The organism is Bifidobacterium sp. N4G05, from assembly GCF_002742445.1.
GTDB classification, from domain to species: domain Bacteria; phylum Actinomycetota; class Actinomycetes; order Actinomycetales; family Bifidobacteriaceae; genus Bifidobacterium; species Bifidobacterium hominis.
The window spans coordinates 277563-301737 of sequence record NZ_NJNQ01000003.1; the positions used below are offsets into that span (position 1 = coordinate 277563).

Here is a 24175-nt window from a genome sequence, read left to right on the forward strand (position 1 = left end):
TACAAACCGTGAAATTGCTCACTTTGCGAGATTGTTTTTTCTTATATTTTGGAATGCGTCACTCTTCCGCAGAGCATTGCGGCAGTGATGCACCCTTGCCGTCTCGGATGGCGATCAGCGCATCGTATGCCTCCTGCAAAGTGGACGCTTTCACCACGTTCAAGCCTTCCGGAATATGGCCTACAACGCTGGAACAATTGGATTCCGGGGCGAGAAACCAGGTTGCGCCGTCGCGTTTCGCTCCGAGCATCTTCAAACGGATGCCTCCGATTTCGCCGACTTCACCTTTGTCGTTCATCGTGCCCGTTCCCGCGATGATCTTACCCCCGGAAAGTTTTTCACCGGTCACCTTGTCGATCAGACCAAGCGTGTACATCATGCCCGCCGAGGGCCCTCCGATGTCGTCCACATGCATGGACACTTTCATGCCGGACACGTCATAGCCATGCTCTTTCAGAAACTTTTTCGCCGCCGCGGTGGCGGAATCCTGCGATGACGTCATCTCCTTGTCGCTGGAATCCTTGTATTCCTCTGCGGTCTGCCCAACAGGAACCACCGCCTCCTGAGGCATCACCGTGGATTTCGAATCGGCCCACGCCACCAATGCCTGCGCGTTCGACACCGGGTATCCTGGCACACCTGAAGCATTGACCGTGACCAACAGCAGCTGGCCTGAGTCCTTATACGTTTTCACACCGGAAACGGCGACGACCTGCTTGCCGGAAACCTCCCCGAGCACATTCTGCGTCGGACCGGGCATCTGCACCACATATGCGCTGGGCATAATCAACACCAATACGCACAGTACCGCCACCACCGGCCCTGCAAGATAACGCCATGAACGCGCGGACAGCCAACCTTCCGCGTTTATCAGCCATCGTTTGACACGTCCCGGAGCACCGTTACGTGTGTTTTTGCCGTAAATTCGTCGTGTTTCCTTCATCTTGGGCATACCTCCCATAGCATAGTATGGAACCAACCAAACTTGAAAAAACGCTTAGGAAAAGGCAGGGCCGGCATGGACGAGAACGCGATCCGCCAATGGTTTATCGATTGTTTCGGACCAATTCAAGGCGAGATGGCATGGAACCAGTTTTCCAACATGCCGGAGGAGTTGCGCGACCAGCTGATGAGTCAGGATGTAAGCAAGCTTCCCAAACCGGCTGAAGTCAGGTCTATGATGCAGGCGTTCACCGCGGGCGGACTCAACACTTTCGGAGACATCCAGCACATTACCGAAGAAGGTCCAATCAACGTCAAATTGGCAAAATCATTGGCACTGCAGCAGACCAATGGCGAGGGATCTGAAACCAGCGTGAGCGCGGAATACGGAGAGATGGCCCGCCGCGCCATCAGCGAGGCGAATCTGTGGCTCGATACCGCCTGCGAGTTCAATCCAGCACAGGGCGAGACGCAGGTACTCACCCGCGCTGGATGGGTGGAAGGCTGCATCGATTCCTGGGCGCAGTTCGCATCTCCCATAGCCGAGTCGATGAGCGACGCACTGGCTTCGATTTTATCTCAGCGCTTTGGAGATTCGGAGTTTCATACAGAAGTTTCCGGCATTTTCGCTGGTCCGGTGCAGATTCCGATTCCTGATGACATGAAGGATCCGGCAAAGCTGATGCGTTTCGTCGGCAACACGTCGTTTGCCATGCAGTTGGGACGCGCCGCCGGTGATCTGTCACATGAGGTGCGCGGCAGTTTCGACCAAGGTATTTCGCTGCTGAAGAATCCGGCTGGAGGCCTGATTGTACAGAACGTCGTTGAATACGCCAAATCCTTGGAAATCGATGTGACCGAGGTGATGGGCTATCTTGCGTTGCAGGAGCTCGCCCATTCGCGCCTGTATGCTTCCGTGCCGTGGCTGATGCCACGCTTCGAGGCGCTGTTGGGCAAATATGCCCGTGGCACCAGCATCGATTTGGACGCCATGGAGGAGCAGATCCGCGATGCGCAGTCCGTCGACCCGGATTCCATGGCCGACGCGGTGAACATCACCAAGGTGGCGTTCCCCGACACGCCTGAACAACAGCAGGCCATGAAATCGCTGGAGAATCTGCTCGCCTTGGTCGAGGGCTGGGTAGACACCGTAGTGTGGCGCGCCGGCATGGCCCATATTCCGCATATCGAACAGCTTCGTGAGATGCTCCGCCGCGAGCGCGCCATCGGAGGTCCTGCGGAACGAACCTTCGAAAGCCTGATCGGCTTGCAATTGCGTCCGAAGCGCATGCGTGAAGCGGCCGCATTGTGGGATAACATCTGCGCCACGGAAGGCGCGCAGGCACGAGACGCGAAATGGTCGCATCCCGATCTGCTGCCGCAACTGCCGAATGATGACGATGGCAACGCCTCGCAATCGCAAAACAACGGATCGTCGGAAAGCACGGAAAATACGACGTTCGCCGCTTCCAATGCAACCGGCACGGCACCACAGCCCCTTGGCGACGCCGATGGCATGACCATCGATTGGGATGCCGAACTCAGCAAGCTGCTTGACGAGGAAGAGCACAAGGGCGGCGAATCCGATACCAATGGCGACGGCTCTGACGATTCCGCAGAATCCGGCAGCAACAACGAAACCGACGCCGAGTAATCGCGCTATTCCGTTAGCAGTATCAGCGGAAGAAGCGCGACACTCGTCGTGCCCTTTCGCCCTCATTGCCTTCACGGGTGCGCGCATATGAGACGTCCAACGTGTCCTCGGCGCGCGTCACGGCCACATACATGAGTCTGCGCTCCTCTTCAAGCACGTCGCCCTCCTGCGGCGCCCCATACGGTATGAGCCCTTCCGAGCAGCCGATGAGGAATACGTGTTTGAATTCCAGACCCTTGGATGCATGGATGGTGGAAATGGTCACGCCGCTAAGATCCGCACCGACGCCCAATGCCTCCAACATGGCCAATCTGGTTTGTACATCGTCGGAAAGCGCAGAATTCTGCCACCCGCTATCCCTGCGCACGCGATATCTCAGATGCTGTTTGCCCAATGCCTTGCACAGGATTTTCTGCTGCGCGTTGACTCTGGTGAGGATCGCGCAATCGGCCGTCGACTCCCCCGCATCCACCAGTTTACGAATACGTGCCGCTACGCCTTGCGCTTCTTCCCAATCATTGCCGTATATGGTTTCCACAACCCTCCGCCCTTTGCTCCTTTCAGAGCTAAGCTTCAGATAATCGGCCCGTTGCGGCGATGCGGCAAGTATACGATTGGCATAGTTGACGATCTGCGGCGTGGAACGGTAGTCATTGTTGAGGTTGATATCTGCGGTGAGCGGACCGAATTCCGAAGCGAAATTGAGCAGACTGTAACTGCTTGCGCCCGCGAACGAGTAAATGGTCTGCGCGGGATCTCCTACCACGCAGATGTTGCGGTTTGAGCCAAGCCATCGGGTGAGCAAGCGGTGTTGCAATGGCGAAACGTCCTGATATTCGTCGACGGTGAGCCATGCGATATTGGAACGGATGGCCGAGGCCACGTCATCATCGCTTTCCATCAAATGGCATACGATCAGCAGAATATCGTCGAAATCGATTTCGTTGCGATTTGTTTTTTCCGCTTCATACGCTTTGTATACATCTACGAATTGGCTTGGTTCAAGACCTGAAGGCGGCTGACGATGCGTTGCCGCGCAAACGCGCACGTAATCTTCCGGCGCGATTAGTGAGATTTTGCACCAGTTGATTTCCGTCTGCAAGTTGCGTATGGTGTCGTCATCCACCTGGAAGGTGGTGACGCGGCGTAGCGAACGCTCCACCAGTTCCCGTGGATTTCGACAGATGAATGGCATCGGCCCTTCGCACACGTCCGGCCAAACCTGACGAAGCTGGTGGAGGGCCGCGGAGTGGAAGGTCGCGGCTTTGACGTCGGCTGCGACATCAAGCTTCGACAGTCGGCTACGCATTTCCGCCGCTGCTTTGACGGAGAACGTGACCGCCATCGTGCTTCGCGGATTCCATGCTTTGGTGGCGCACGCATAGGCGATTCTACGGGTTACGGTTCGCGTTTTGCCAGCGCCAGCGCCAGCGATAATGCGCACCGGACCGTCCACTGCCGTGGCGGCAGCCCGTTGCGCGTCATCTAATCCGTCGAGAATCTCTTCCACTGTTGCACTCATGCGTTCCATTGTGGCAGATTGCCGTCATCGGCGCATGCGTTTTCACGAGATGTCATTGCATGTCTTGCCTGACTGCACCCAATATGCCCGTCATGACTGCGCAATATGATGCAACGTCGATTTAAGGGCGGTTTGCCGGCAGTTTTACGGGCAAGTCGGCGCATCTTCGCCCCTACTGTGTATTAAGGTTGGAATTGTGACCGAACGAAGCAAATTTATGATGGCTGCCCTGACCAGCGCGACAATGCCCAATGCCGCCATTGCCGGCACGCGAGCCAGCGAACAGACCAACTCGACCGACAAGGGGTATGGCGTCGACCACGCCGTGGTTCAGGATACGGCAGGCAAACTGTATGACGTGTTCGCATCCAATACGCCTGAAGGCCGCAAGCGTCTTGCCGGCCGTGTGCGTGCGGCTCAAACGTTGGCGCAAGCCCGCGAATTGGGTGGATTGGGGTTTGCTATCGATCACGTAGTGGCTTTTTCCAACGGAGATTTAAAGCATTCCGCCACTGGAGACACGTCCGTGCTCGTGTCCACCCACCATGTGGGCCAGGCACGACCGCTGGAACTGCTGACGTTGGATGATTGTTCCAGTGTGGGCACCGCTCTGGGTGCGATCCATCGACTTCGTCCTGATTTTCTTCAGGAAGCGGGTTATCCGGTGTTTGTCACTGACCAGATTCGCGCTCAGCTGACCGCTTGGATCAAACGGTTGCGCCAGGCCGGGCATGTTCCGCAGGAGATCACCACTAGCTGGGCGAATATTCTTGAGACCGACGGGCTATGGTCGTTCTCCACTTGCCCGGTGCATGGCGGGTTGCGCGACGGCGATCTGCTGTTTTCCGGTTCGTCCATCACCGCGGTCACGAATTGGCAGGACATGCAGGTAAACGATCCTGCTCGCGATTTGTCTTGGATTTTCGCCAAACTTGATGAGAATCACCGTAACGCCCTGCTTTCCGCATATGGTCGCATGTTGGGTAACCGTTTGGATGATCTGATTATGCTGCGCGCGAATCTGTGGCTGCAGATGGAACAGGTCGGCGATTTCATTTCCGCTTTGAACAAGGCGGACAACGCCAAGATCATGCAATTCAAGGCACAGGTGGAACGTTTGGCGCACCAGTTGGGTGTTGTCACGGCAAAGAATCGCGCACAAACCGAACCGAGGCAGGAATCCAAGGATCATCCCCAGCGCCCGCCGAGCACGATCACCGTAGGCACGTTACTGAACGAATCGGAGCGTCGCCGTAACGCGGCCGCACAGCAGAATAATTCCGACACGACCGGCGAACGTCACATCGACGCCGTAGACATGGATGATTCCACTGGAGATTTCGACGTGACCGGCTCCCAGCCGGTCCGCAAGACGAAGGAAATCGTCAACGACGCGACGGAAGCGTTCGCACCGGCCGGAACCCAGCAATCACAAGCACCGTCCGACAATACGAATGAGCGTGAGGCGACCCCGGTCAGTACCTTCATTCCGGAACGTTCCGCAAAAGAACGGCACGAATCCATGCCGTCAAGTTCCACCATGGTAATCAGCAGGCTGGGAACGGCCGACGACAACGACGATACGAACGAAGAATCGATTCCCGCATCGCATAGCGAGGCCGCAACAGTACTCATTCCACTGCTGGAACGAGATGAGGCGACCATGCAGAAAGCGCAGGCGCAGATCAATCAGTGGGAGGCGGAAGACGCCACCGATGAGAAGCCACGCGTAGAATAGGCACACATAACCCGTACATACATGTGCGCATGCATTGCGCATTATCACGAAGGAGCATCCATGGATATTGAACTCGGCATTCAGAATGTGGCCCGCACCGTCACCTTCAGCACCGAACAGAGCGCCGATGAGGTCAACACGGCCATCGCCGACGCCGTGGAGAACGGCAAGACCATCAATCTGACGGACGCCAAGGGCCGTCGCATTGTGGTGCCGGCAGGCTCGCTCGGCTACGCCATCATCGGTTCCGAAACCAAGCACGCCGTCGGTTTCGGCAACCTCTGATCCGTTCGCATCACCAGATTTCAGCTTCGAGCTGAAACACACGTTTTCGACGTAACAAGAAAAGCCAGACGTTCACGTCTGACTTTTCTATTTTGGGCGATCAACTCGTTCCTGGTTTCATATCGCGATTACGCATCGATGATTGCGTTTCGGTTTTTTATTTTCGCCTTCGACGATTATTTGCTCAAGTGAACGCCTCGATTGATGATTTCCTGAACCGTTTCATCATCGGTGAGGTTCTCCCCCAGCACGTTCGGCTTGCCTTTGCCGTGCCAGTCGGATCCACCGGTTACCAGCAGATCATGCTTGCCGGCAATGGCAAGCAGCCGCTCACGCTGCTCGGGTGGATTGCCGCGATGCCACACTTCCAAACCGTCCAACCCTTCGGTGATGAGAGATTCGATTTGCCGGTCAGTCAGCAGGGTCCGGTTACGCCGGGGGTCTCCGGCGTGGGCGATAACCGTCACCCCGCCCGCACCCTTGACCGCGGCCACCACGTCATGTGTGGTCGGCGATGGCGTGGGAATGTAATATTTCGACGTCGCGCTCACCGCGTCGGCGAACGCGTCGGATCGCGTTTCATACACGCCGGCAGCCACCAATGCGTCGGCGATATGCGGCCGACCGATCGTGGTGCGTTTGCCTTCACGCACCTGCGCGAGCACATCATCCCACGTAATCGGAAAATCCTGCGCCATCAGTTCGACCATGCGCTTGGTTCTACGCAGTCGCGCCTCGCGGGTGGACGCGAACATCTCGCTGATATTGGCGTTCAACGGATCATATTGGAACGCAAGCATATGCACGGACACATTGCCGTCGACGGCGGTGATTTCCGTGCCACGCAACAACGGCAATCCAATCTCCTGCGAAGCGGCCAACGCATCCTGCCAACCGGAGGTCGTGTCATGATCGGCAATCGCAACACCATGCAATCGCAATGATCGTGCCTCTTTCAGCAACACACGCGGCGTTTCCGTACCGTCGGAAAAAACGGTATGACAGTGAATGTCCCAACCTTCAGCGGGCGGTGCCGCAGTGCCTACGCGAATCATGTATCCATCGTAAGCTGTTCTTCGTCGCAACGCGGCACAATACCGCGTAAACTAGGCGATGACAACGTTTGTATTTTGATTCAAGGATGCATGATGAGCGATTTCCCCGGCGGACTGGTTGCCGAAGCCACTCTCGACGATGATTATACGAAACCGCGCGGCTGGCGTCACGGCGCCACTTGGACGTATCTGATTATGCTGGTCGCTTCGGCAGTCGCGCTGGTCGTATCGTTCGTGCTTTCCGCCGAGACACTGAAATTGGCTCGCAATCCCGGTCAAAAGCTCAGCTGTGATGTGAATGCCGTGATGTCGTGTTCCACGGTTGCGGAATCGTGGCAGGCTGAGATTGTGAAGTTCGCCGGTTTGAGTTTCCCGAATGCGTTCTTCGGTATCGCCGCGGAATCAGTGTTTGTAACGATTGCGGTGATTGGATTGATGAAGGTTGCCGTGCCTCGCTGGTTTGCGTTGTGCACATGGCTGGGTGGACTGGCCGCGCTGGCTTATTCGTATTGGCTGACCTCGCAGTCGCTGTTTGTGATCAACGCGCTATGCCCGTGGTGCCTGTGTCTGATGTTCTCCACTACCGTGCAGTTCATGGCGTTGTCTCATGCCACGACGGTGGTTCAGGGGATTCCGGCCAAAGGTGCGGGCGTACGCACTTACTACCGTCTTAATTACGATCTAATGGTCGATGCCGTATGGATTGTGGCATTGATCGTGATCATTCTCGTCAAGGATGGCCCGATGCTGTTCAGCTGACGTCAGCCAACAATCTATGCAATATCAAATATTTGCCTGAATACAAGAGAAGCCGACTGGAAACAGCCGGCTTCTCTTGTATTTATTTGCGGATTTCGGTTTCTCATATGAGATTCGCGCGAAAACCGTCTTACAGCAGTCTTACAGCAGTTCGATTTTTCCGACGATGGTGGCCGATCCGGTGAGTTTCACATCGTCGTCGGTCACGTCGACGCGCAAGGTGCCGCCACGTACGGTGATCGTCCAATGGTCGATGCCTGTTTTGGCACGCAGGGTGATGGCGGTGGCGCACAGGCCCGTACCGCACGACAGCGTTTCGCCGCAGCCGCGCTCGTTGACGCGCATGGTGGCGCTGCCCTCGTTGTCGCCTTCGCTTTGTTCGTCGATACGCACGAATTCAACGTTCTGGTCGCTTTCGATCTGGGGCGAGACGACCGGCTTGGTCACCAGATCAAGCTGTTCCACGGTCGGCAGGCTGGAGAACGCGTCTTCGATGACGGCGACCACATGCGGATTGCCCATGTCCACGAACGTGCCTCGCGCGGAACCCTTGGTTCCCGGAATCGTTACCTCGTAGAAGTCGAGGTCACCACGCTTCCACGCGCCCATTTCCACCTGGAACACGTCGTTGCCGAGGCCGGGCACATTGCCGAGCGACGTCAGCACTTTCACGCCGGCGCGCGTGCCAAGGCGGAATGGTTTGCCACCCGGCTGGTCGGCGATACCCTGGCGTTGCGCGAACAGGGTGATGGCTCGTGTGCCGTTGCCGCACATTTCGGCCAATGATCCGTCGGCGTTACGGTAGTCCATGAACCATTGCGCGTCCCCGGCAGCGCATTCGTCCACTTGGGCATCATTCAGGTCGGAAACGTCTTTCGGGTGGGCGAGACGAATCAGTCCGTCGCCGCCAATGCCGAAATGACGGTCGCACAGCATTCGCACTTCGTCGGCGGTCGGCTCATACGCTCCTTCGGGGTCAACATACACCACGAAATCGTTGCCTGTGGCGTGCGCTTTGTAAACAATGTTCGGAATGCTCATACCAATTCACTCTACACGCGGTAGGCTATTGGAGGCAGGCTAAGTCTGGCAATCGCAGGAGGAATCATGACTTCAACGGCACCAATCGGCGTATTCGACTCCGGTTTGGGAGGTATTTCCGTGGTCCGTGAGATCCGCCATAACATGCCGAATGAGCGTGTGCTCTATTTCGGCGACTCCGCAAACGCCCCATATGGCACGAAATCTCCGGAACAGGTGCGCGACCTGTCGAACACCATCGTGGAGCGTTTCGTGAAACAAGGTGTGAAAGCGGTGGTGATCGCCTGCAATACCGCAACTTCCGCAGCAGCCAACGAACTGCGCGACCGCTACGACATTCCGATCATCGGCATGGAACCGGCATTGAAAGTGGCATGCGACCGTGGTGAGGGCCATCGTCAGCGCGTGATCGTGGCCGCCACTCCCCTTACGTTGCGCGAGAAGAAATTCGCCGTGTTGATGGACCGGTTCAAAGCCGATCATACGATTTTTCCGGAACCATGCCCCGGTTTGGTGGAGATCGTCGAACATGGCCTGCTTGACAATCATGACACGGTGATGCGCACGTTGCATGAGTATTTCGACCAGTATGATTTGTCGACGATTGATTCGGTAGTGCTTGGCTGCACGCATTTCGTGTTCTATCGTGACTATTTCCGCGAATTGCTGCCGAGTTCAGCTGCGATCATCGACGGTAACGCCGGTACCGTGCGCCATCTTGGCGTGGTGCTCGAATCGTTGGGCAAACTTGCGCCGGACCATGCCGACGGCGGTATTGAACTTGCGAATTCAGACACTTGCGAACGAATTGCACGGTTAGCACAGTCGCTGCTCGATCGCTGATCGGCGAATGAGCGCAAATGTCCTCAATACGCGCGTAGAGTCAAGAAAACAGCAGCTTCAGAGAACGATGAAGTGGTGTTGGCCAAGGAATACGAGAAAGACGGCCGCGTGCTTATTCTCGCACCGGAAAGCCTGTATGGTTTAAGCACGTTGAGCAAGTCGTTCGAAGGTTTGGAACGCATGTACCGCGCGGGCCATGCGGCGGCCGAGGCCATTCCCTCATTCCTGGAAAGCTGAGGATGGCGTCCGCACACGCATTGGATGCGGACACGCCGTATTCATCGCCTGCGAGCTGTTCGTTTCCAAATTGAGACGTAACACGAAAATTTTATAAAGCTCCTATATTGTGTCCTATTGTTTTTCGCCGACATAATCGGCGGAAATGCCGACATTAAAGGAGAATGAAATGAAGAACAACGCGTTCCGTCGACTGCTGGCCATGGCCGCAGCGGGCGCCATGCTGACGTCGATCGCCGCATGCGGCTCGTCGTCCAGCGATGACACAGCCTCCAACGGCTCCGATAGCACCTCGCTGATTTCAGTGAACAACAGCGAACCGCAGAACGGCCTAATTCCAAGCGACACCAACGAAATGGGCGGCGGCAAAGTTATTCGATACCTGTTCGAAGGTCTGGTGAGCTTTGACGCAAAGGGCAAGCAACATCTCGAAGTCGCCGAGAGTATCACCCCGAACGAGGATGCCACCACGTACACAATCAAGTTGAAGAAAGGCTGGAAGTTCACCAACGGCGAGGCAGTAACCGCCCATTCCTTCGCCGACACCTGGAGTTTCGCCGCCAATGTGAAGAACGCGCAGAAGACCGCAAGCCGATTCTCCACCATCAAGGGCTATGACGAGCTGCAGGATCCGAACGTCGATCCGAAGGCCACACTTTCCGGTCTTTCCACCCCGGACGACTACACGCTGGTCGTCGAGCTGAACAAGCCTGATTCCGTATTCCCGACCAAGCTCGCGCACCAATCCATGTTCCCGCTGCCAAGCGTGGCATTTAAGGACATCAAGAAGTTCGGTCAGGCTCCGATTGGCAATGGTCCGTACAAGTTCAAGTCCTGGTCCCACGACAAGAACATCATCGTCGTACCAAACAAGGATTATAAGGGCAGCCGCAAGGTGTCCAACAAAGGCATCGAATACCGCGTCTACACGAATGAGGATTCCGCTTACTCCGACGTGCTGTCTGGCAACCTCGACGTGATGGATCAGATTCCACAGTCTGCGGTGAAGACCTTCCGTCAGGATTCCAGCGTGATCGCCTACAGCCAGGCAGGATCCTCGTTCCAGTCCTTCATCATTCCGGAACGTCTTGAGCATTTCGGCAACGACGAAGAAGGCCAGTTGCGTCGTCAGGCCATTTCCATGGCCATCGACCGCGACCAGATCGTCAAGAAGGTTTACAACAACACGAAGACCCCGACCACCGATTTCACTTCACCGCTCGTCCCCGAATATGTGAAGAAACTGGAACAGAACGGCAGCAACCTGAAATACAACGCTTCCAAGGCCAAGGAACTCTGGAAGAAAGCCAATGCCATCAAGCCATGGTCCGGCAACTTCCGAATCGCCTATAACGCCGATGGCGGCCATAAGGAATGGGTCGATGCCGTGTGCAACCAGATCAAGAACACACTCGACATCGACGCCGCTGGCGAGCCGTACGCCACGTTCAGCGACGTGCGTAACCAGGTGACCAACCGCACCATCAAAACCGCGTTCCGTGCCGGCTGGATGCTGGATTACCCGTCCGCTGAAGATTATCTCAATCCGCTATATGCCTCCAGCTCCGCTGACGGTCATGGTTCGAACGATGGTGATTACAAGAGCGCGGAATTCGACGAGCTCCTGAACGCCGCACTTGCCCAGACCGACGTAAAGAAGCGAACCGAGGACTTCACCAAGGCTCAGGAAGTGCTGGCCAAGGATCTTCCGGTGATTCCGCTGTGGAACGACAACGTCGCCGCCGTGTCCGCGACGAACGTGAAGAACGTGTCGTTCGATTACACCAATCTACCTACCTACAACACCATCACTAAGTGATGTTTCTGGACGGCGAACGAATGATTCGCCGTCCAGAAAGGGAGCTAAAGCACAGCGGGGTTCGAATCCTTCATGGATTCGAACCCCGCTGTGCTTTTGTGACTTGTTTTTGACGGTTTGCCGCTACAGTATCAACTCTGCACGTAGCTGCCCTTCGGAGACTTCCAACCGCAGTTCATCATCTCGCTATTGAATACCATCGCGCCTTCACCGTGCGCCGGAACGACGATCATACCGCCATCGCCATGATGACGGGCGACACCATCCAGCGCCGCCTTCGCAGCCTCGACCGGCTCCTCCTTGGCGTACAGAACGCGATCAGAAACCTGATGCGCAGCGACTTCCTTGACGAACGCCTCACCGATGCCGGTGCAGGAGATCGCGACGGAATCGTTGTTGGCATAGGTGCCACAGCCCGGCAGGGGCGAATCGCCGACGCGTCCCGGCATCTGGTTGGTGATGCCACCGGTGGAGGTGCCGGCAGCGATGTTGCCGAACGAGTCGCGGGCGACAGCGCCGATGGTGCCATGCTTCTCCCACTCATCGCCGTTGGATTGCGCCTCGCGCAAGGATTCCTGGCGTGCCGGAGTGATGAAATATTCGCTGTCGCACAGTTCGATTCCCCACTCCTTAAGCAAATCATTACCGGGCTTGGCAAACATGACATGCTTGGTCTTTTCCTTGATGGCACGCGCTACGTTGATCGGATTCTTAGACGTGGTCAGACCACACGCGGAACCGACCTCGCCATCGACACCGGTCATCAGGCAGGAATCCATGGATACGATGCCTTCGCTCGTCAATGCAGCACCACGACCAGCGTTGAACTCCGGAGCATCCTCCATAACACGGATAGCCGCGCACACGGCATCCTCCGCCGGCGCACCCTGCTCCAGCAGCGCATAGCCAGCTTCAAGAGCCCTGTTCAAATCCTGCTCCACCTGGGCACGACGTTCCGGCGTATCCTTTTTGCCACGATTGCCGGCACCCGCGTGAATCACCAGCAGAATCCCGTCCGGATCAGCTTGGGCGATGTGGACCGTCGACTGAGGCAGTGCAGCTTCGTTCATTGATATCTTCTCCACTCCATTTTTATTGATTGTTCGCAGATATCTTACGTCGTTCTTCGCTAAGAAATGACCGAATACGCAGAAATACGTCAATTAGACCGCGTAAAGTCAATTGAACCCGCAAAAGGGACGGACGGCGAAAGGACGGGGCGCATATGGCTCACAGGACGGCAATGATCGACGTCGGCGGCGGTTTCCGCGCGATCTACGGTGCGGGCGTGATGGACCGCATGCTTGAGGACGGCATCAGCGTCGACCATTGCTACGGCGTTTCCGCAGGCAGCGCCAACATGGTCTCGTTCATCGCGAAGCAGCACGGGCGCAACCACACGTTCTACACGCAGTACGCGTTCCGCAAGGAGTACGCGAGCTTCGACAGCTACGTCAAGAACCATAATTTCGCCAACCTCGACTACGTGTATAGCACGCTCAGCAATCATGATGGTGAAAATCCGGTTGACTACGCGGCTTTCGAAGCCAACCCGACCGATTTCACCGTGGTTGCGTGCAACGCCGAAGACGGCTCCACGAAGTATTTCAGCAAGTCCGACGTGAGCTACGACAATTTCGATATCATGAAGGCGTCATCAGCAGTGCCGGTAGCTTGCGAACCGTATGCGATCGATGGCGTCCCCTATTACGACGGCGGCATCGCCGATCCGATTCCGGTGCAGAAGGCCATCGATGACGGCTACGACCGTATCGTGGTGATACTCACCCGCCCGAAAGACACCGTACGCGAACAGAAGAGGGACATCGGCCCGGCCAGGATTTTGAAGCGCAGCCACCCCGAAGCCGCGGAAAAACTGCTCAACCGTTATCAGAAGTACAACGACGAAGTGGCGCTGGCCAAGGAATACGAGCAGGACGGCCGCGTGCTCATCCTCGCGCCGGAAAGCCTGTACGGCCTGAACACGTTGAGCAAGTCGTTCGAAGGTTTGGAACGCATGTACCGCGCGGGCTATGCGGCAGCCGAGGCCATTCCCGCATTCCTAAAAAGTTGAGCACTACCCTTATATGAACACTCCAGCCGATAGCAACACGCGCGAAAACGCCAACACGAACACCGACATCAGCATCACCGCGAATGCCACGGGATTCAGCACGAAAACACTGAACCCGCAGATTCTCGTGACCTTGTGGAATGTGGAACGTTTGGGTTCGTTCTCCGCGGTCGCGCGCGAAACCGGCTGGTCGCAACCGGCCATCAGCCAACAGATCCGCAAGGTCGAACGCGAACTTGACGCAAAACTCGTGCAGCGCACGTCGCATGGGGTGGGATTAACGCCGATCGGCCGTATTCTGGCACGCCACGGGCAGCTCATCGACAATCGTGTTACGCAGGCCGTCAAAGATGTGGAGGAATACCAGCGCAACGGATCGACGCATATTCGCCTAGTCGCTCCCCCATCGGTATGCTCGTCGTTCGTGGCGCGCGTACTCGTGCATATCAGCAAAACGTCCGACATTCGCGTGAGCCTCATGCAGATGGAGCCGCCTGAGGCCATGGACGCGTTGGAACAGGGGCTTGCCGATTGCGCGATCATCTTCCAATACAATTCACTGCCCGCCTTAGTTGGTCCGGACGATTTGGAAGTCTCCCCCTTCGGTATCGATCCGCTGATGCTGCTGATCGGCGCGAACAACACGATCGCACGCCAGTATGAAAGCTCGCATCTGCCGGTCCAGCTGGTTTCGGCACGCGGCGAACAGTGGATCGCCGGCTGTGAGACCTGTCAGGCGAATCTGGTGTCGTTGGCGCATGCCGCCGGTTTCACGCCGGAGATTACGCATTCGACCGATGATTTTTGGGCAACGCAGAATCTTGTGGAAGTCGGCATGGGCGTCTCGATCGTATCCCGTTTAGCCACAACCGCTGGAATGCAGTCCAATCTGGCCGCACTGCCGATTGCCGACAACAACGCATTCCGTACCGTCTGTTTCGTCACAAGAAAAGCTGACGACCGACCGTCAGTGGCCCGCGTCAAAGACGAAATCGAAAAGGCGTCACATCAGTATTTGGAAAGCATCTGATTCGCTTCTGATTCCCTGATTGCGGAATGCTGATGCGAGCGAATGTTTCTTGTATTTTTCAGCATCGACATGATCAGATTAATAATTGAATAGCAAAAGCATCTGATATAAGAAAACTTCATAACCATCTCTGCTTTCAGCACAAGAACACACTGTTCTTTCACCCAACGCGTACGTCATGCTGGAACCATGGAAGAAATCATGGATATCAAGCATCGTACCGATTCCGGCTTTAACGCCGACGCCATCGACCACACCACCGCAGCCGACCTTGCCGAAGTCGGCTCCGACAAGTGGACACGCTACCCCGGCTGCATCGGCGCGTTCATCGCCGAAATGGACTACGGCCTAGCACCCTGCATTCAGGAAGCCATCGACAACGCTTGTGACCATTGCAAACTCGGCTACATTCCCGAACCTTGGAAACAACGCGTGGCAGAGGCATGCGCAGGCTGGCAGCGCACACATTACGGCTGGGATGTGGATCCCAGTATCATTCGCGTGGTTCCCGACGTGCTTGAGGCATACGAGGTCTTCCTGCGCGAACTAGTCGGCGCAGGCAACAGCGTGATCGTGCCGACACCTGCCTACATGCCGTTCCTAAGCGTGCCGAAACTCTATGACGTCAATGTGATCGAAATCGAAATGCTGCAAAGCAGCGACGCCGAAACCGGTGAGGCGCAGTGGCTGTTCGATTTCGACGCCATTGAACGCGCGTTTGCGGCCGGATGCCATGCGTTCGTGCTCTGCAACCCGCACAACCCGATCGGCAAAGTGCTCACCTTGGAAGAGGAGCTGCGTCTGAGCGATCTTGCGGCACAGTATGACGTGCGTATTTTCAATGATGAGATTCATGCGCCGTTCGTGTTTGAGGGCAAGCACATTCCGTTCCCCACCATCAGCGAGCAGGCCGCATTACAGTCGATGACCGCTACCAGCGCGTCGAAATCGTTCAATATTCCGGGCACGAAGTGCGCGCAGGTGCTGCTTACCAATCCTGCGGATCGTGACATGTGGGCGGTCAAGGCGGAGTGGAGCGAACATCAGACCGCCACCATCGGCGCAATCGCCACCACCACCGCATATAACGAAGGTGATCCGTGGTTCCAGGACGCGTTCGCCTACGTGCGTAGGAATATTGCCCTGTTCGATGAGCAGATGCGTGAGCGGTTCGCCGGAATCGGCTATATCAAACCGCAGGGCACATATATCGCATGGCTTGATTTCTCGCCGCTTGGCATCGAAGACCCGGCCACATACTTCCTTGAGAAAGCGCAAGTGGCGCTAACCGATGGACGCTCATGCGGCGAGGCAGGTGTCGGATGCGTGCGTGTGAACGTGGCAATGCCCTATCCGCTGCTGGTTGAATGCTTGGACCGAATGTTCAACGCATTGCACGCCGACGGATTATTGTAGGCTTCGCCACATATTCAGTGTTTTCCTCAACCAACGGCAGCATAACGGTGAACGCCCCGCGTTAGAACGAGAAGGCTTATAAATCAGTTTGCTTTAAGCAATACCCCAAGAGTGCGGAACACTCTTGGGGTATTTTCATCAGGCGGGAACCCCGACAAACATGTTCAAGTAAACAAAATCCCGGCAGCCAAAAGCAACCGGGACAATGCTCAAGCGTCAACGAGATCGCGCGCTATCGCATGGCGTATCACGTCATCACGCCCAACGCCCAACCGCCTAGCTTTCGCGTCAACCAACGCCAACATGTCCGCGGAAACACCCAACGAGACACTATCGGGATAATCGGCGTCCACTGGGAAAATAGGACCATGCATCACGGGTCCCTTACTTCCACCGTAATCGCCACGTTCGGCGGCTTCGCCCCAACGATCAAACTCGGCATCACTAATCACAACACACCTCCTACTCGGTAACTTCACGCAAAAACTTAGCCGTGGCCGGCATAGCATGGAATATAACCCAATGGTCAACGTCGTTTCAATCCACGCTCTCCGTGAGGAGAGCGACCCGGTCACGCTTCGCTTGACCAAACGGTCCAAAAATTTCAATCCACACTCCCCTTGCGGGGAGTGACCCGGAATCCGCAGACCAAGGACTTGGACGTCAGGATTTCAATCCACACTCCCCTTGCGGGGAGTGACTTCGGCTCACGGTTTGAGTCTTCCTGATGTTGACCGTATTTCAATCCACACTCCCCTTGCGGGGAGTGACGGCCGGGGCGTTTGACGAGCGCCTGCATCGATTTATTTCAATCCACGCTCTCCGTGAGGAGAGCGACCCGTCTACGTGCGTAATCCGAAGCCCGACAAGGTATGATTTCAATCCACGCTCTCCGTGAGGAGAGCGACGACACATGGGACGGAGCCGAGACCTTCGACCGAATTTCAATCCACGCTCTCCGTGAGGAGAGCGACCCACTGGACTTGCCGACCGATTTGGCTCCGTCGAATTTCAATCCACGCTCTCCATGAGGAGAGCGACGCGGTTGGCCGGATCGTTCCTGAGGTTCGAGCAATTTCAATCCACGCTCTCCATGAGGAGAGCGACTCTGCGCGGTCACGTCGATCGTGTCGTACAGCCAATTTCAATCCACGCTCTCCATGAGGAGAGCGACTTGCGGAGCCACCGCGCCGTGCGTGGCGTATCGATTTCAATCCACGCTCTCCATGAGGAGAGCGACCAGCGTCTTTCGAACCATCGACTCCCACGCATGGTAATTTCAATCCACGCTCTCCATGAGGAGAGCGACTCGCCGCCGATGGCGATTGGCGCGATGGTGACGTTATTTCAATCCACGCTCTCCATGAGGAGAGCGACCGGCCGGTATGGCGTGTAGGCGGTGGCCCATTTACGATTTCAATCCACGCTCTCCATGAGGAGAGCGACTCAACGCCGATGACCTGTGGGTGGCTGACCTGCAGATTTCAATCCACGCTCTCCATGAGGAGAGCGACCGAAGAGGAACGGCAGACCGAAACCGTAGACGATATTTCAATCCACGCTCTCCATGAGGAGAGCGACCTCTATATCCAGCATGCCGATTGGGACGATCCATTATTTCAATCCACGCTCTCCATGAGGAGAGCGACTAAGGACAAGGCGAGCTTCCAGCCGGTCGGCGTTATTTCAATCCACGCTCTCCATGAGGAGAGCGACTTCACGGTCTGGCCGTTGGAATTGATGTCGTATGTATTTCAATCCACGCTCTCCATGAGGAGAGCGACGCGTCGCCCCAGTCGAACACCACGTCGGACTTCGAATTTCAATCCACGCTCTCCATGAGGAGAGCGACATCAATTGAATTAGACAATGCTTTAAGATTCATATTTCAATCCACGCTCTCCATGAGGAGAGCGACAGTCGGAGGCATACAGCATGTCACCGGCAAGTTATTTCAATCCACGCTCTCCATGAGGAGAGCGACATGTGAGCGCAAAACCATACAGCGTACCGAATGTATTTCAATCCACGCTCTCCATGAGGAGAGCGACCCGTTATGGTGCCGTCATTGTTGGCGATGCCCGCCATTTCAATCCACGCTCTCCATGAGGAGAGCGACCAAGACCGGTAATGAGCTGGTGGAATTAACCGTGTTATTTCAATCCACGCTCTCCATGAGGAGAGCGACAGGTCGCTGTAGTTGGCGGTGTCGCTGCCGGCGAATTTCAATCCACGCTCTCCATGAGGAGAGCGACTAGCGAGACCGTCTTTTTGGTGGCGCGCGTGGTATTTCAATCCACGCTCTCCATGAGGAGAGCGACCGAAAAGTTCCTCAAAGGCAAACGCTCCCGCAGATTTCAATCCACGCTCTCCATGAGGAGAGCGACAGAGTGGGGTGTGCGTCTTGGACACCACCAAAGAAATTTCAATCCACGCTCTCCATGAGGAGAGCGACTCGGCCCGCCGGCCGCTTTTGTGCAGCCAACGGAAATTTCAATCCACGCTCTCCATGAGGAGAGCGACGCAATCATTGTGGACCGGCATCATGGCCGTCGTATTTCAATCCACGCTCTCCATGAGGAGAGCGACAGTTCGAGGATGTCGCATACGTCCTTGGCGACATTTCAATCCACGCTCTCCATGAGGAGAGCGACATGCTATGTCGTGGGTGACTCCATGGCGTGACTCATTTCAATCCACGCTCTCCATGAGGAGAGCGACCAGCTGGCGCAAGCCACGGCGCAAGGCGATTATGAATTTCAATCCACGCTCTCCATGAGGAGAGCGACTCCAGCACGATATCCAGCTCGGCAACGCCTACGTGATTTCAATCCACGCTCTCCATGAGGAGAGCGACCCGTTTTATGGTCACGTCCGGCAATATTGGCGGTGTATTTCAATCCACGCTCTCCATGAGGAGAGCGACCTACGCGCGCTTCGGCATATGGATATCCGTATCCATTTCAATCCACGCTCTCCATGAGGAGAGCGACCAGATTTGATGGCAATGAGTAATTTCACGTACTGATTTCAATCCACGCTCTCCATGAGGAGAGCGACATTGTGTGGCCGCGAACTGCGATTTGTGGCCAACATTTCAATCCACGCTCTCCATGAGGAGAGCGACGGCAACACGGCCACGCCAGTGGTCAACACTTGATTTCAATCCACGCTCTCCATGAGGAGAGCGACCGGACTCCCACACGGTCACGGCCTCGGGGTCGATATTTCAATCCACGCTCTCCATGAGGAGAGCGACCGGCCATGTTGGCGCGCCGGCTGCTGTCCCAGTCATTTCAATCCACGCTCTCCATGAGGAGAGCGACAAGGCAACACGGCCACGCCAGTGGTCAACACTTGATTTCAATCCACGCTCTCCATGAGGAGAGCGACTCGGCATCTTCAGCTCGGCCGCGAACGGTGCCAGATTTCAATCCACGCTCTCCATGAGGAGAGCGACTAATAATCAAGTTTGGCGTGTCGCACACTAGACTGATTTCAATCCACGCTCTCCATGAGGAGAGCGACTGATACCACCGCCATGCTGTCCAAACTGGTGGAATTTCAATCCACGCTCTCCATGAGGAGAGCGACCGGTCGATGTCGAGCCGCAGCCGGCCGACGTGAGATTTCAATCCACGCTCTCCATGAGGAGAGCGACCAATGCAATGCTCATGCCAATCATGATACTACGATTTCAATCCACGCTCTCCATGAGGAGAGCGACTGGCATTGGCGACTGTCTTGTCCGAGAGCAGGTCGATTTCAATCCACGCTCTCCATGAGGAGAGCGACCCGTATTCTTGTGGATATCCTGCATAGTCTTCCGCATTTCAATCCACGCTCTCCATGAGGAGAGCGACCTGCACTTGAGCACTCAATATTATCCGATTTTCGACATTTCAATCCACGCTCTCCATGAGGAGAGCGACATGTTCGTCTTTTATTTGGGGCGTACCATGCGAATTTCAATCCACGCTCTCCATGAGGAGAGCGACGGAAATCCTCACCGCACTTGGAGCGGACAACGTAATTTCAATCCACGCTCTCCATGAGGAGAGCGACGGCTATTACTTTTACACAATGGATTGACCAGACGAATTTCAATCCACGCTCTCCATGAGGAGAGCGACTACCGGGCGCTGGGGTTCAGGGTACGGCCTTCCATATTTCAATCCACGCTCTCCATGAGGAGAGCGACTACACCACACGTCGATAGGTTCCGACGATATGGCATTTCAATCCACGCTCTCCATGAGGAGAGCGACTTGATGCGTTTTGGGCATGGTGGGCGTATGTCCAAATTTCAATCCACGCTCTCCATGAGGAGAGCGACCTTTTCGGTCGCTCTCCTCATGGAGAGCGTGGATTATTTCAATCCACGCTCTCCATGAGGAGAGCGACAGTGCAGCTGGACATTTTTGTCCGCTTTTTGAGACGCAAGCCAGCTGCCTAGCTTTAAGCATATCAAACAACACCGCCGATACGACGAACAACATGTCTAAAACGAGCAACTGGCTTTCTATCTCATTTTAATGTCCATTATTTAGTTTTCAAACGCCCCACGAAAATCACAATTCGGATTTCGATAGTTTTTCAGGTGCGAAAGACGTCCCTTATCATGAGCGCTTCCACTTCGCACAAACACCATTCCAAGACCGGCCACCTTGCCGAAAACACAATACTGCTGGCTAGAAAACACACTCTGAATACCGGACGGCACACTCAAACACTCAACCCAGCATACCCCACACCATATCGTTATGGCACCATACCATTTTACCTGTGCTATATCATCATCACATCATTAACCGGCAAACTCCGTTCACGTCCATAATGCTCAATCCTATCCGCATATCGAGCGCCAAGTTTATAAAAGCGCAGGCTGTCCTCATCGGTATTGGCAATCTTCAGCAAATCGTGCACCAACACCAGATAATCGGAAGGATTCACCGAGCATTCGAAAACACTGTTCTGCACACGCTGTCCGTATTTCATACATGTCTTCGCCACCAAACGAAGACGACGCTTCCCCTCAGGGGTTTCCGTACTCACATCGTACGCAACCACAACCATCATGGTTTTTCACCTCCAATAACGTATCACCACGAATCATCGCATACCGCCACACACAGCTACACACCTTTTACTTCCACATAAATGGCGGGTAATCATCAAGATCACCCCGCAACGATCGAGCTAGCAGCAACGCTTGCACATACGGAACCAATCCCCACGAAATTTTTTCTTGCAGGAACGGATGAAGAATCTGATCACTCTTCTTTTTCTGCCACGCCGTAAGCACTTTCTTCCGCCCGGAATCAGACAGCAGCACACCGCCATTCTCCCGTATTTCAAAATCCCCCGACTTAACAGCACCTGTATTAACCAATGTCAGCACAAAGCGGTCAGCCAACACCGGGCGAAACTCTTCAACCAGATCCAATGCCAGAGAGGCTCTCCCAGGCCGATCCGTATGCATAAAACCAACATACGGATCCAACCCCACGCCTTGCAAAGCCGCAATGCAATCATTCGTCAATATGGAGTAACAAAAAGATAACAATGCATTTAGTCTGTCCAGCGGAGGCCTCCTCGACCTACTGGTGAAAAAGAAATCATCTTTATTCTTCAGAACCAAATCGTCAAAAGCGTAGAAATAATCTTTGGCAGCAAGCCCTTCGACACCCCTCAACTCATCAACCGTCAAACTTTTCCGAGCTTCTAACAATGCCACAGACAATTTGCCGCTCTGCTCGGCAAGTCGATCGATATTCACCCGCAAAGCATGATCACGTTTCGTGCGTTCGAGCACCCATTTCGCATTGTAAAGTTTTCCAACAATGAAAGATTTCGCGTAACACAAAGATTTTTGTTCGTCATCCGCGACTCGAAATTGTTCACGGCGAAGTAGCACATTACGATTCTCCTCCCCTAACACGGAACAGTAATAATGACCTCTCGGTGAATAGAATGCCATAGAAACACCCAGTTTGCCGCAGCGCCCCATAAGAGCAGGCGAAGCACCCTTATACGAGAAACACATGATTCCTTCAATTGACCGTAATGGCACTTTCGCCAAGGTTTTGTCATTCTGATAAATCACAACATTATCGTTCTCCAAAGCAAGATAGGCATCTTCCGTCATCACAAACAGCGTGTTTAACAGCTGCTTCATCACTCCCCGCTTTCCTTGAGCCGTTCTTCGATATATGCTTTTGCCGATTTCACCTTCCGTAATTCAGGCAGGCACAAATCCCGTAGAGAACATGACAAACACGATCTGGTCTGTTTCACTTTGGGAGTCCATCCGCGGAAGAAAAGATCATGCATTTGCAAGAAGTCAGCTTCGACCATGCGGCGAAGATCTTCGTCCAATTTTACCCGCTCACGACGTTTTGTCTGCCGATAGAACAAAGCACCTTCAGGAATATCACACGCGAGCATTTCTTCCAAGCACATCGCTTCCGCGCATAGCTGTAAACGATCAGCATCAATCGTTTTGGATTTGCCGTGTTTGTATTCAATCGGATACGGCAACCACAATCCATCTCTTCCGTGAAGCGGAACACCATCATTAGACTTATGGAATTCCACAACATCACAGGCTCCAGTTATGCCGAGCGCTCGCGAATAGACTCTCAAATCTCGCATGATCAGCGTATCGCCGCGAGATTCAGAAGCCGCATAATCGTGGGCACGTTCATGTTCCAGATGCCCAGCTGTAGTCAAATAGTTCTCTGACCACAGCTGTTCGATATGGATAAGCGCCCACTGTCGTTTGCAGAATGAGAAATGCTGGATACCTGAAAGGGCCAGCCAATCTTCTTCCGGATATCCTTCTGGCCCTTTCATGCAACACCCCTTACTCACTCAATTCCAAACGCTTCAGCGTCCTTCAAGCACTTCGTACCGCAAGTCGGGAATAGAAGATTCATTCACTGCCACCGTTCCATTCACATTAACGGAAACGGAACGATGAACTTTGGCGGAAGAGTATTGCCCTGACTTGCTGTTGTGCGTGAACCACACAACGTCCAACACTTCCATGGACCCCGCAGGACGAGCCGAACTTTCATCATTCTCAAACAACGTGACGAGAGCTTCCTTGATTTTTTCGGCATCTTCTGCAGTAAACCCGGTTTTTTCGGCAAGCTGCGGGCTGATGCTGCCATACGTCGCATACACCGCACGGCCGGAAACACGGTATTTCATTCCCATGGTATCGGAGGATTTCTTACCGGTGTCCGTGGTTTCACTGTTCACTGACTTAGTGATCTGCACGTCGTCAATGGCAATGGGTTCAACCGAGAACGCAGCCTGAATGGAAACCGGACCGCGCACGCCCAGGGAGACTTCATCAACATCCTTAGCTTTTTTGAACGCGAATACTTGTCCGAACGTGCGTACGTCAAGCCACTGTTCGCACACTTTCTGGAACACTAGGTTCTTTTGCTTCTGCTCTTCTTTCGGCAAGGTTTTCATATATGTGTTGAAACGGTCCGACAATGATTTTGCGCCGTCATCGGAACGGTCATCGGACTGCACGAAAATCGTTTCACCAGCATCTTGCAGGCGATTGCGAATCTTCCTTTTCAGCGCAACATCGGAAACCTCGCCCAGCCCTTCCGATGTGGTTCGTGGACGATTGCCATTCAACGGATCACCGTTAGGATTGGCATTATTAGCCGCAAAAACGACTGCGAAATCAATCTTATTTTCCAAAGCTGCCATGATAATGACTCCTTAACTTTTTCTTG

General features: G+C 54.8%; 19 protein-coding genes, 1 pseudogene and 1 CRISPR repeat array. Of the genes and pseudogenes, 10 read left to right on the plus strand and 10 right to left on the minus strand.

All coding sequences use genetic code 11. From position 1 onward, the window contains the following. Nucleotides 1-58: 58 nt before the first annotated feature. Nucleotides 59-961 (minus strand): YlbL family protein, encoded by a 903-nt coding sequence (locus CE153_RS04395; protein WP_427177921.1) that lies wholly within the window; start codon nucleotides 959-961, stop codon nucleotides 59-61. A 57-nt stretch (nucleotides 962-1018) separates the two neighbouring features. Between CE153_RS04395 and CE153_RS04400 the strand changes: the two genes are divergently transcribed. After that, nucleotides 1019-2596: a zinc-dependent metalloprotease gene (locus CE153_RS04400; RefSeq protein WP_099595250.1), complete on the plus strand. Its 1578-nt coding sequence runs from the start codon at nucleotides 1019-1021 to the stop codon at nucleotides 2594-2596. Between the two features lie 22 nt (nucleotides 2597-2618). Here CE153_RS04400 and CE153_RS04405 read toward each other — a convergent pair whose 3' ends face one another. Then, complete coding sequence (locus tag CE153_RS04405) at nucleotides 2619-4118, minus strand: ATP-dependent helicase (protein ID WP_410050008.1); 1500 nt, start codon at nucleotides 4116-4118, stop codon at nucleotides 2619-2621. Nucleotides 4119-4335: 217 nt separating this feature from the next. Here CE153_RS04405 and CE153_RS04410 point away from each other — a divergent pair, with 217 nt between their 5' ends. Then, nucleotides 4336-5856 carry a phosphotransferase gene (locus tag CE153_RS04410; protein WP_099595253.1) on the plus strand — a complete coding sequence of 507 codons (1521 nt, stop codon included), beginning with the start codon at nucleotides 4336-4338 and terminating at the stop codon, nucleotides 5854-5856. Between the two features lie 60 nt (nucleotides 5857-5916). Beyond that, the gene (locus CE153_RS04415) at nucleotides 5917-6141 is read left to right on the plus strand and encodes a DUF3107 domain-containing protein (protein ID WP_099571373.1); all 225 of its coding nucleotides are present in this window, start codon (nucleotides 5917-5919) and stop codon (nucleotides 6139-6141) included. Between the two features lie 176 nt (nucleotides 6142-6317). Here CE153_RS04415 and CE153_RS04420 read toward each other — a convergent pair whose 3' ends face one another. Continuing rightward, nucleotides 6318-7196, minus strand: a complete 879-nt coding sequence (locus CE153_RS04420; protein WP_099595255.1) for a PHP domain-containing protein — start codon at nucleotides 7194-7196, stop codon at nucleotides 6318-6320. Nucleotides 7197-7286: 90 nt separating this feature from the next. Here CE153_RS04420 and CE153_RS04425 point away from each other — a divergent pair, with 90 nt between their 5' ends. After that, nucleotides 7287-7955 (plus strand): vitamin K epoxide reductase family protein, encoded by a 669-nt coding sequence (locus tag CE153_RS04425; protein ID WP_180753399.1) that lies wholly within the window; start codon nucleotides 7287-7289, stop codon nucleotides 7953-7955. A gap of 141 nt (nucleotides 7956-8096) precedes the next feature. Here the strand turns inward: CE153_RS04425 and dapF are convergent, their stop codons facing one another. Further along, a complete protein-coding gene (dapF, locus tag CE153_RS04430; RefSeq protein WP_099595257.1) occupies nucleotides 8097-8996 on the minus strand; it encodes a diaminopimelate epimerase in 900 nt (299 codons plus the stop codon). Between the two features lie 66 nt (nucleotides 8997-9062). Between dapF and murI the strand changes: the two genes are divergently transcribed. The 3 genes and pseudogenes from murI to CE153_RS04440 all read left to right on the plus strand — a co-directional run bounded on the left by murI (nucleotide 9063) and on the right by CE153_RS04440 (nucleotide 11895). Next, nucleotides 9063-9839: a glutamate racemase gene (murI, locus tag CE153_RS04435; RefSeq protein ID WP_099595259.1), complete on the plus strand. Its 777-nt coding sequence runs from the start codon at nucleotides 9063-9065 to the stop codon at nucleotides 9837-9839. A gap of 12 nt (nucleotides 9840-9851) precedes the next feature. Beyond that, nucleotides 9852-10076 (plus strand): annotated as a pseudogene (locus CE153_RS08830) (DUF6363 domain-containing protein); the annotation flags it as partial. Nucleotides 10077-10245: 169 nt separating this feature from the next. Then, nucleotides 10246-11895: a peptide ABC transporter substrate-binding protein gene (locus CE153_RS04440; protein WP_374110575.1), complete on the plus strand. Its 1650-nt coding sequence runs from the start codon at nucleotides 10246-10248 to the stop codon at nucleotides 11893-11895. A gap of 131 nt (nucleotides 11896-12026) precedes the next feature. Here the strand turns inward: CE153_RS04440 and CE153_RS04445 are convergent, their stop codons facing one another. Then, a complete protein-coding gene (locus CE153_RS04445; RefSeq protein ID WP_144166037.1) occupies nucleotides 12027-12965 on the minus strand; it encodes an isoaspartyl peptidase/L-asparaginase family protein in 939 nt (312 codons plus the stop codon). 155 nt (nucleotides 12966-13120) lie between these two features. Between CE153_RS04445 and CE153_RS04450 the strand changes: the two genes are divergently transcribed. From CE153_RS04450 to CE153_RS04460, 3 genes are all read left to right on the plus strand, one after another. Further along, the gene (locus CE153_RS04450; protein ID WP_039199042.1) at nucleotides 13121-13969 is read left to right on the plus strand and encodes a patatin-like phospholipase family protein; all 849 of its coding nucleotides are present in this window, start codon (nucleotides 13121-13123) and stop codon (nucleotides 13967-13969) included. A gap of 13 nt (nucleotides 13970-13982) precedes the next feature. Continuing rightward, the gene (locus CE153_RS04455; RefSeq protein ID WP_099595262.1) at nucleotides 13983-14999 is read left to right on the plus strand and encodes a LysR family transcriptional regulator; all 1017 of its coding nucleotides are present in this window, start codon (nucleotides 13983-13985) and stop codon (nucleotides 14997-14999) included. Nucleotides 15000-15188: 189 nt separating this feature from the next. Further along, entirely contained in the window at nucleotides 15189-16415 is a 1227-nt protein-coding gene (locus CE153_RS04460) for a MalY/PatB family protein (protein ID WP_099595263.1), read from the plus strand. Nucleotides 16416-16624: 209 nt separating this feature from the next. Here the strand turns inward: CE153_RS04460 and CE153_RS04465 are convergent, their stop codons facing one another. From CE153_RS04465 to cas7c, 5 genes are all read right to left on the minus strand, one after another. Next, entirely contained in the window at nucleotides 16625-16867 is a 243-nt protein-coding gene (locus tag CE153_RS04465; RefSeq protein WP_099595264.1) for a ribbon-helix-helix protein, CopG family, read from the minus strand. 82 nt (nucleotides 16868-16949) lie between these two features. Then, nucleotides 16950-20819: direct repeats of the CRISPR family, unit length 33 nt; unit sequence ATTTCAATCCACGCTCTCCATGAGGAGAGCGAC. Between the two features lie 384 nt (nucleotides 20820-21203). Beyond that, complete coding sequence (cas2, locus tag CE153_RS04470; protein WP_099595265.1) at nucleotides 21204-21494, minus strand: CRISPR-associated endonuclease Cas2; 291 nt, start codon at nucleotides 21492-21494, stop codon at nucleotides 21204-21206. A 67-nt stretch (nucleotides 21495-21561) separates the two neighbouring features. Beyond that, entirely contained in the window at nucleotides 21562-22593 is a 1032-nt protein-coding gene (cas1c, locus tag CE153_RS04475) for a type I-C CRISPR-associated endonuclease Cas1c (protein ID WP_099595266.1), read from the minus strand. Then, a complete protein-coding gene (gene cas4, locus CE153_RS04480) occupies nucleotides 22593-23270 on the minus strand; it encodes a CRISPR-associated protein Cas4 (RefSeq protein WP_099595267.1) in 678 nt (225 codons plus the stop codon). The genes cas1c and cas4 overlap by 1 nt, the downstream gene beginning before the upstream one ends. Before the next feature lie 33 nt (nucleotides 23271-23303). Further along, nucleotides 23304-24149, minus strand: coding sequence for a type I-C CRISPR-associated protein Cas7/Csd2 (gene cas7c, locus CE153_RS04485; RefSeq protein ID WP_099595268.1), 846 nt, complete (start codon nucleotides 24147-24149; stop codon nucleotides 23304-23306). Between the last annotated feature and the right edge of the window lie 26 nt (nucleotides 24150-24175).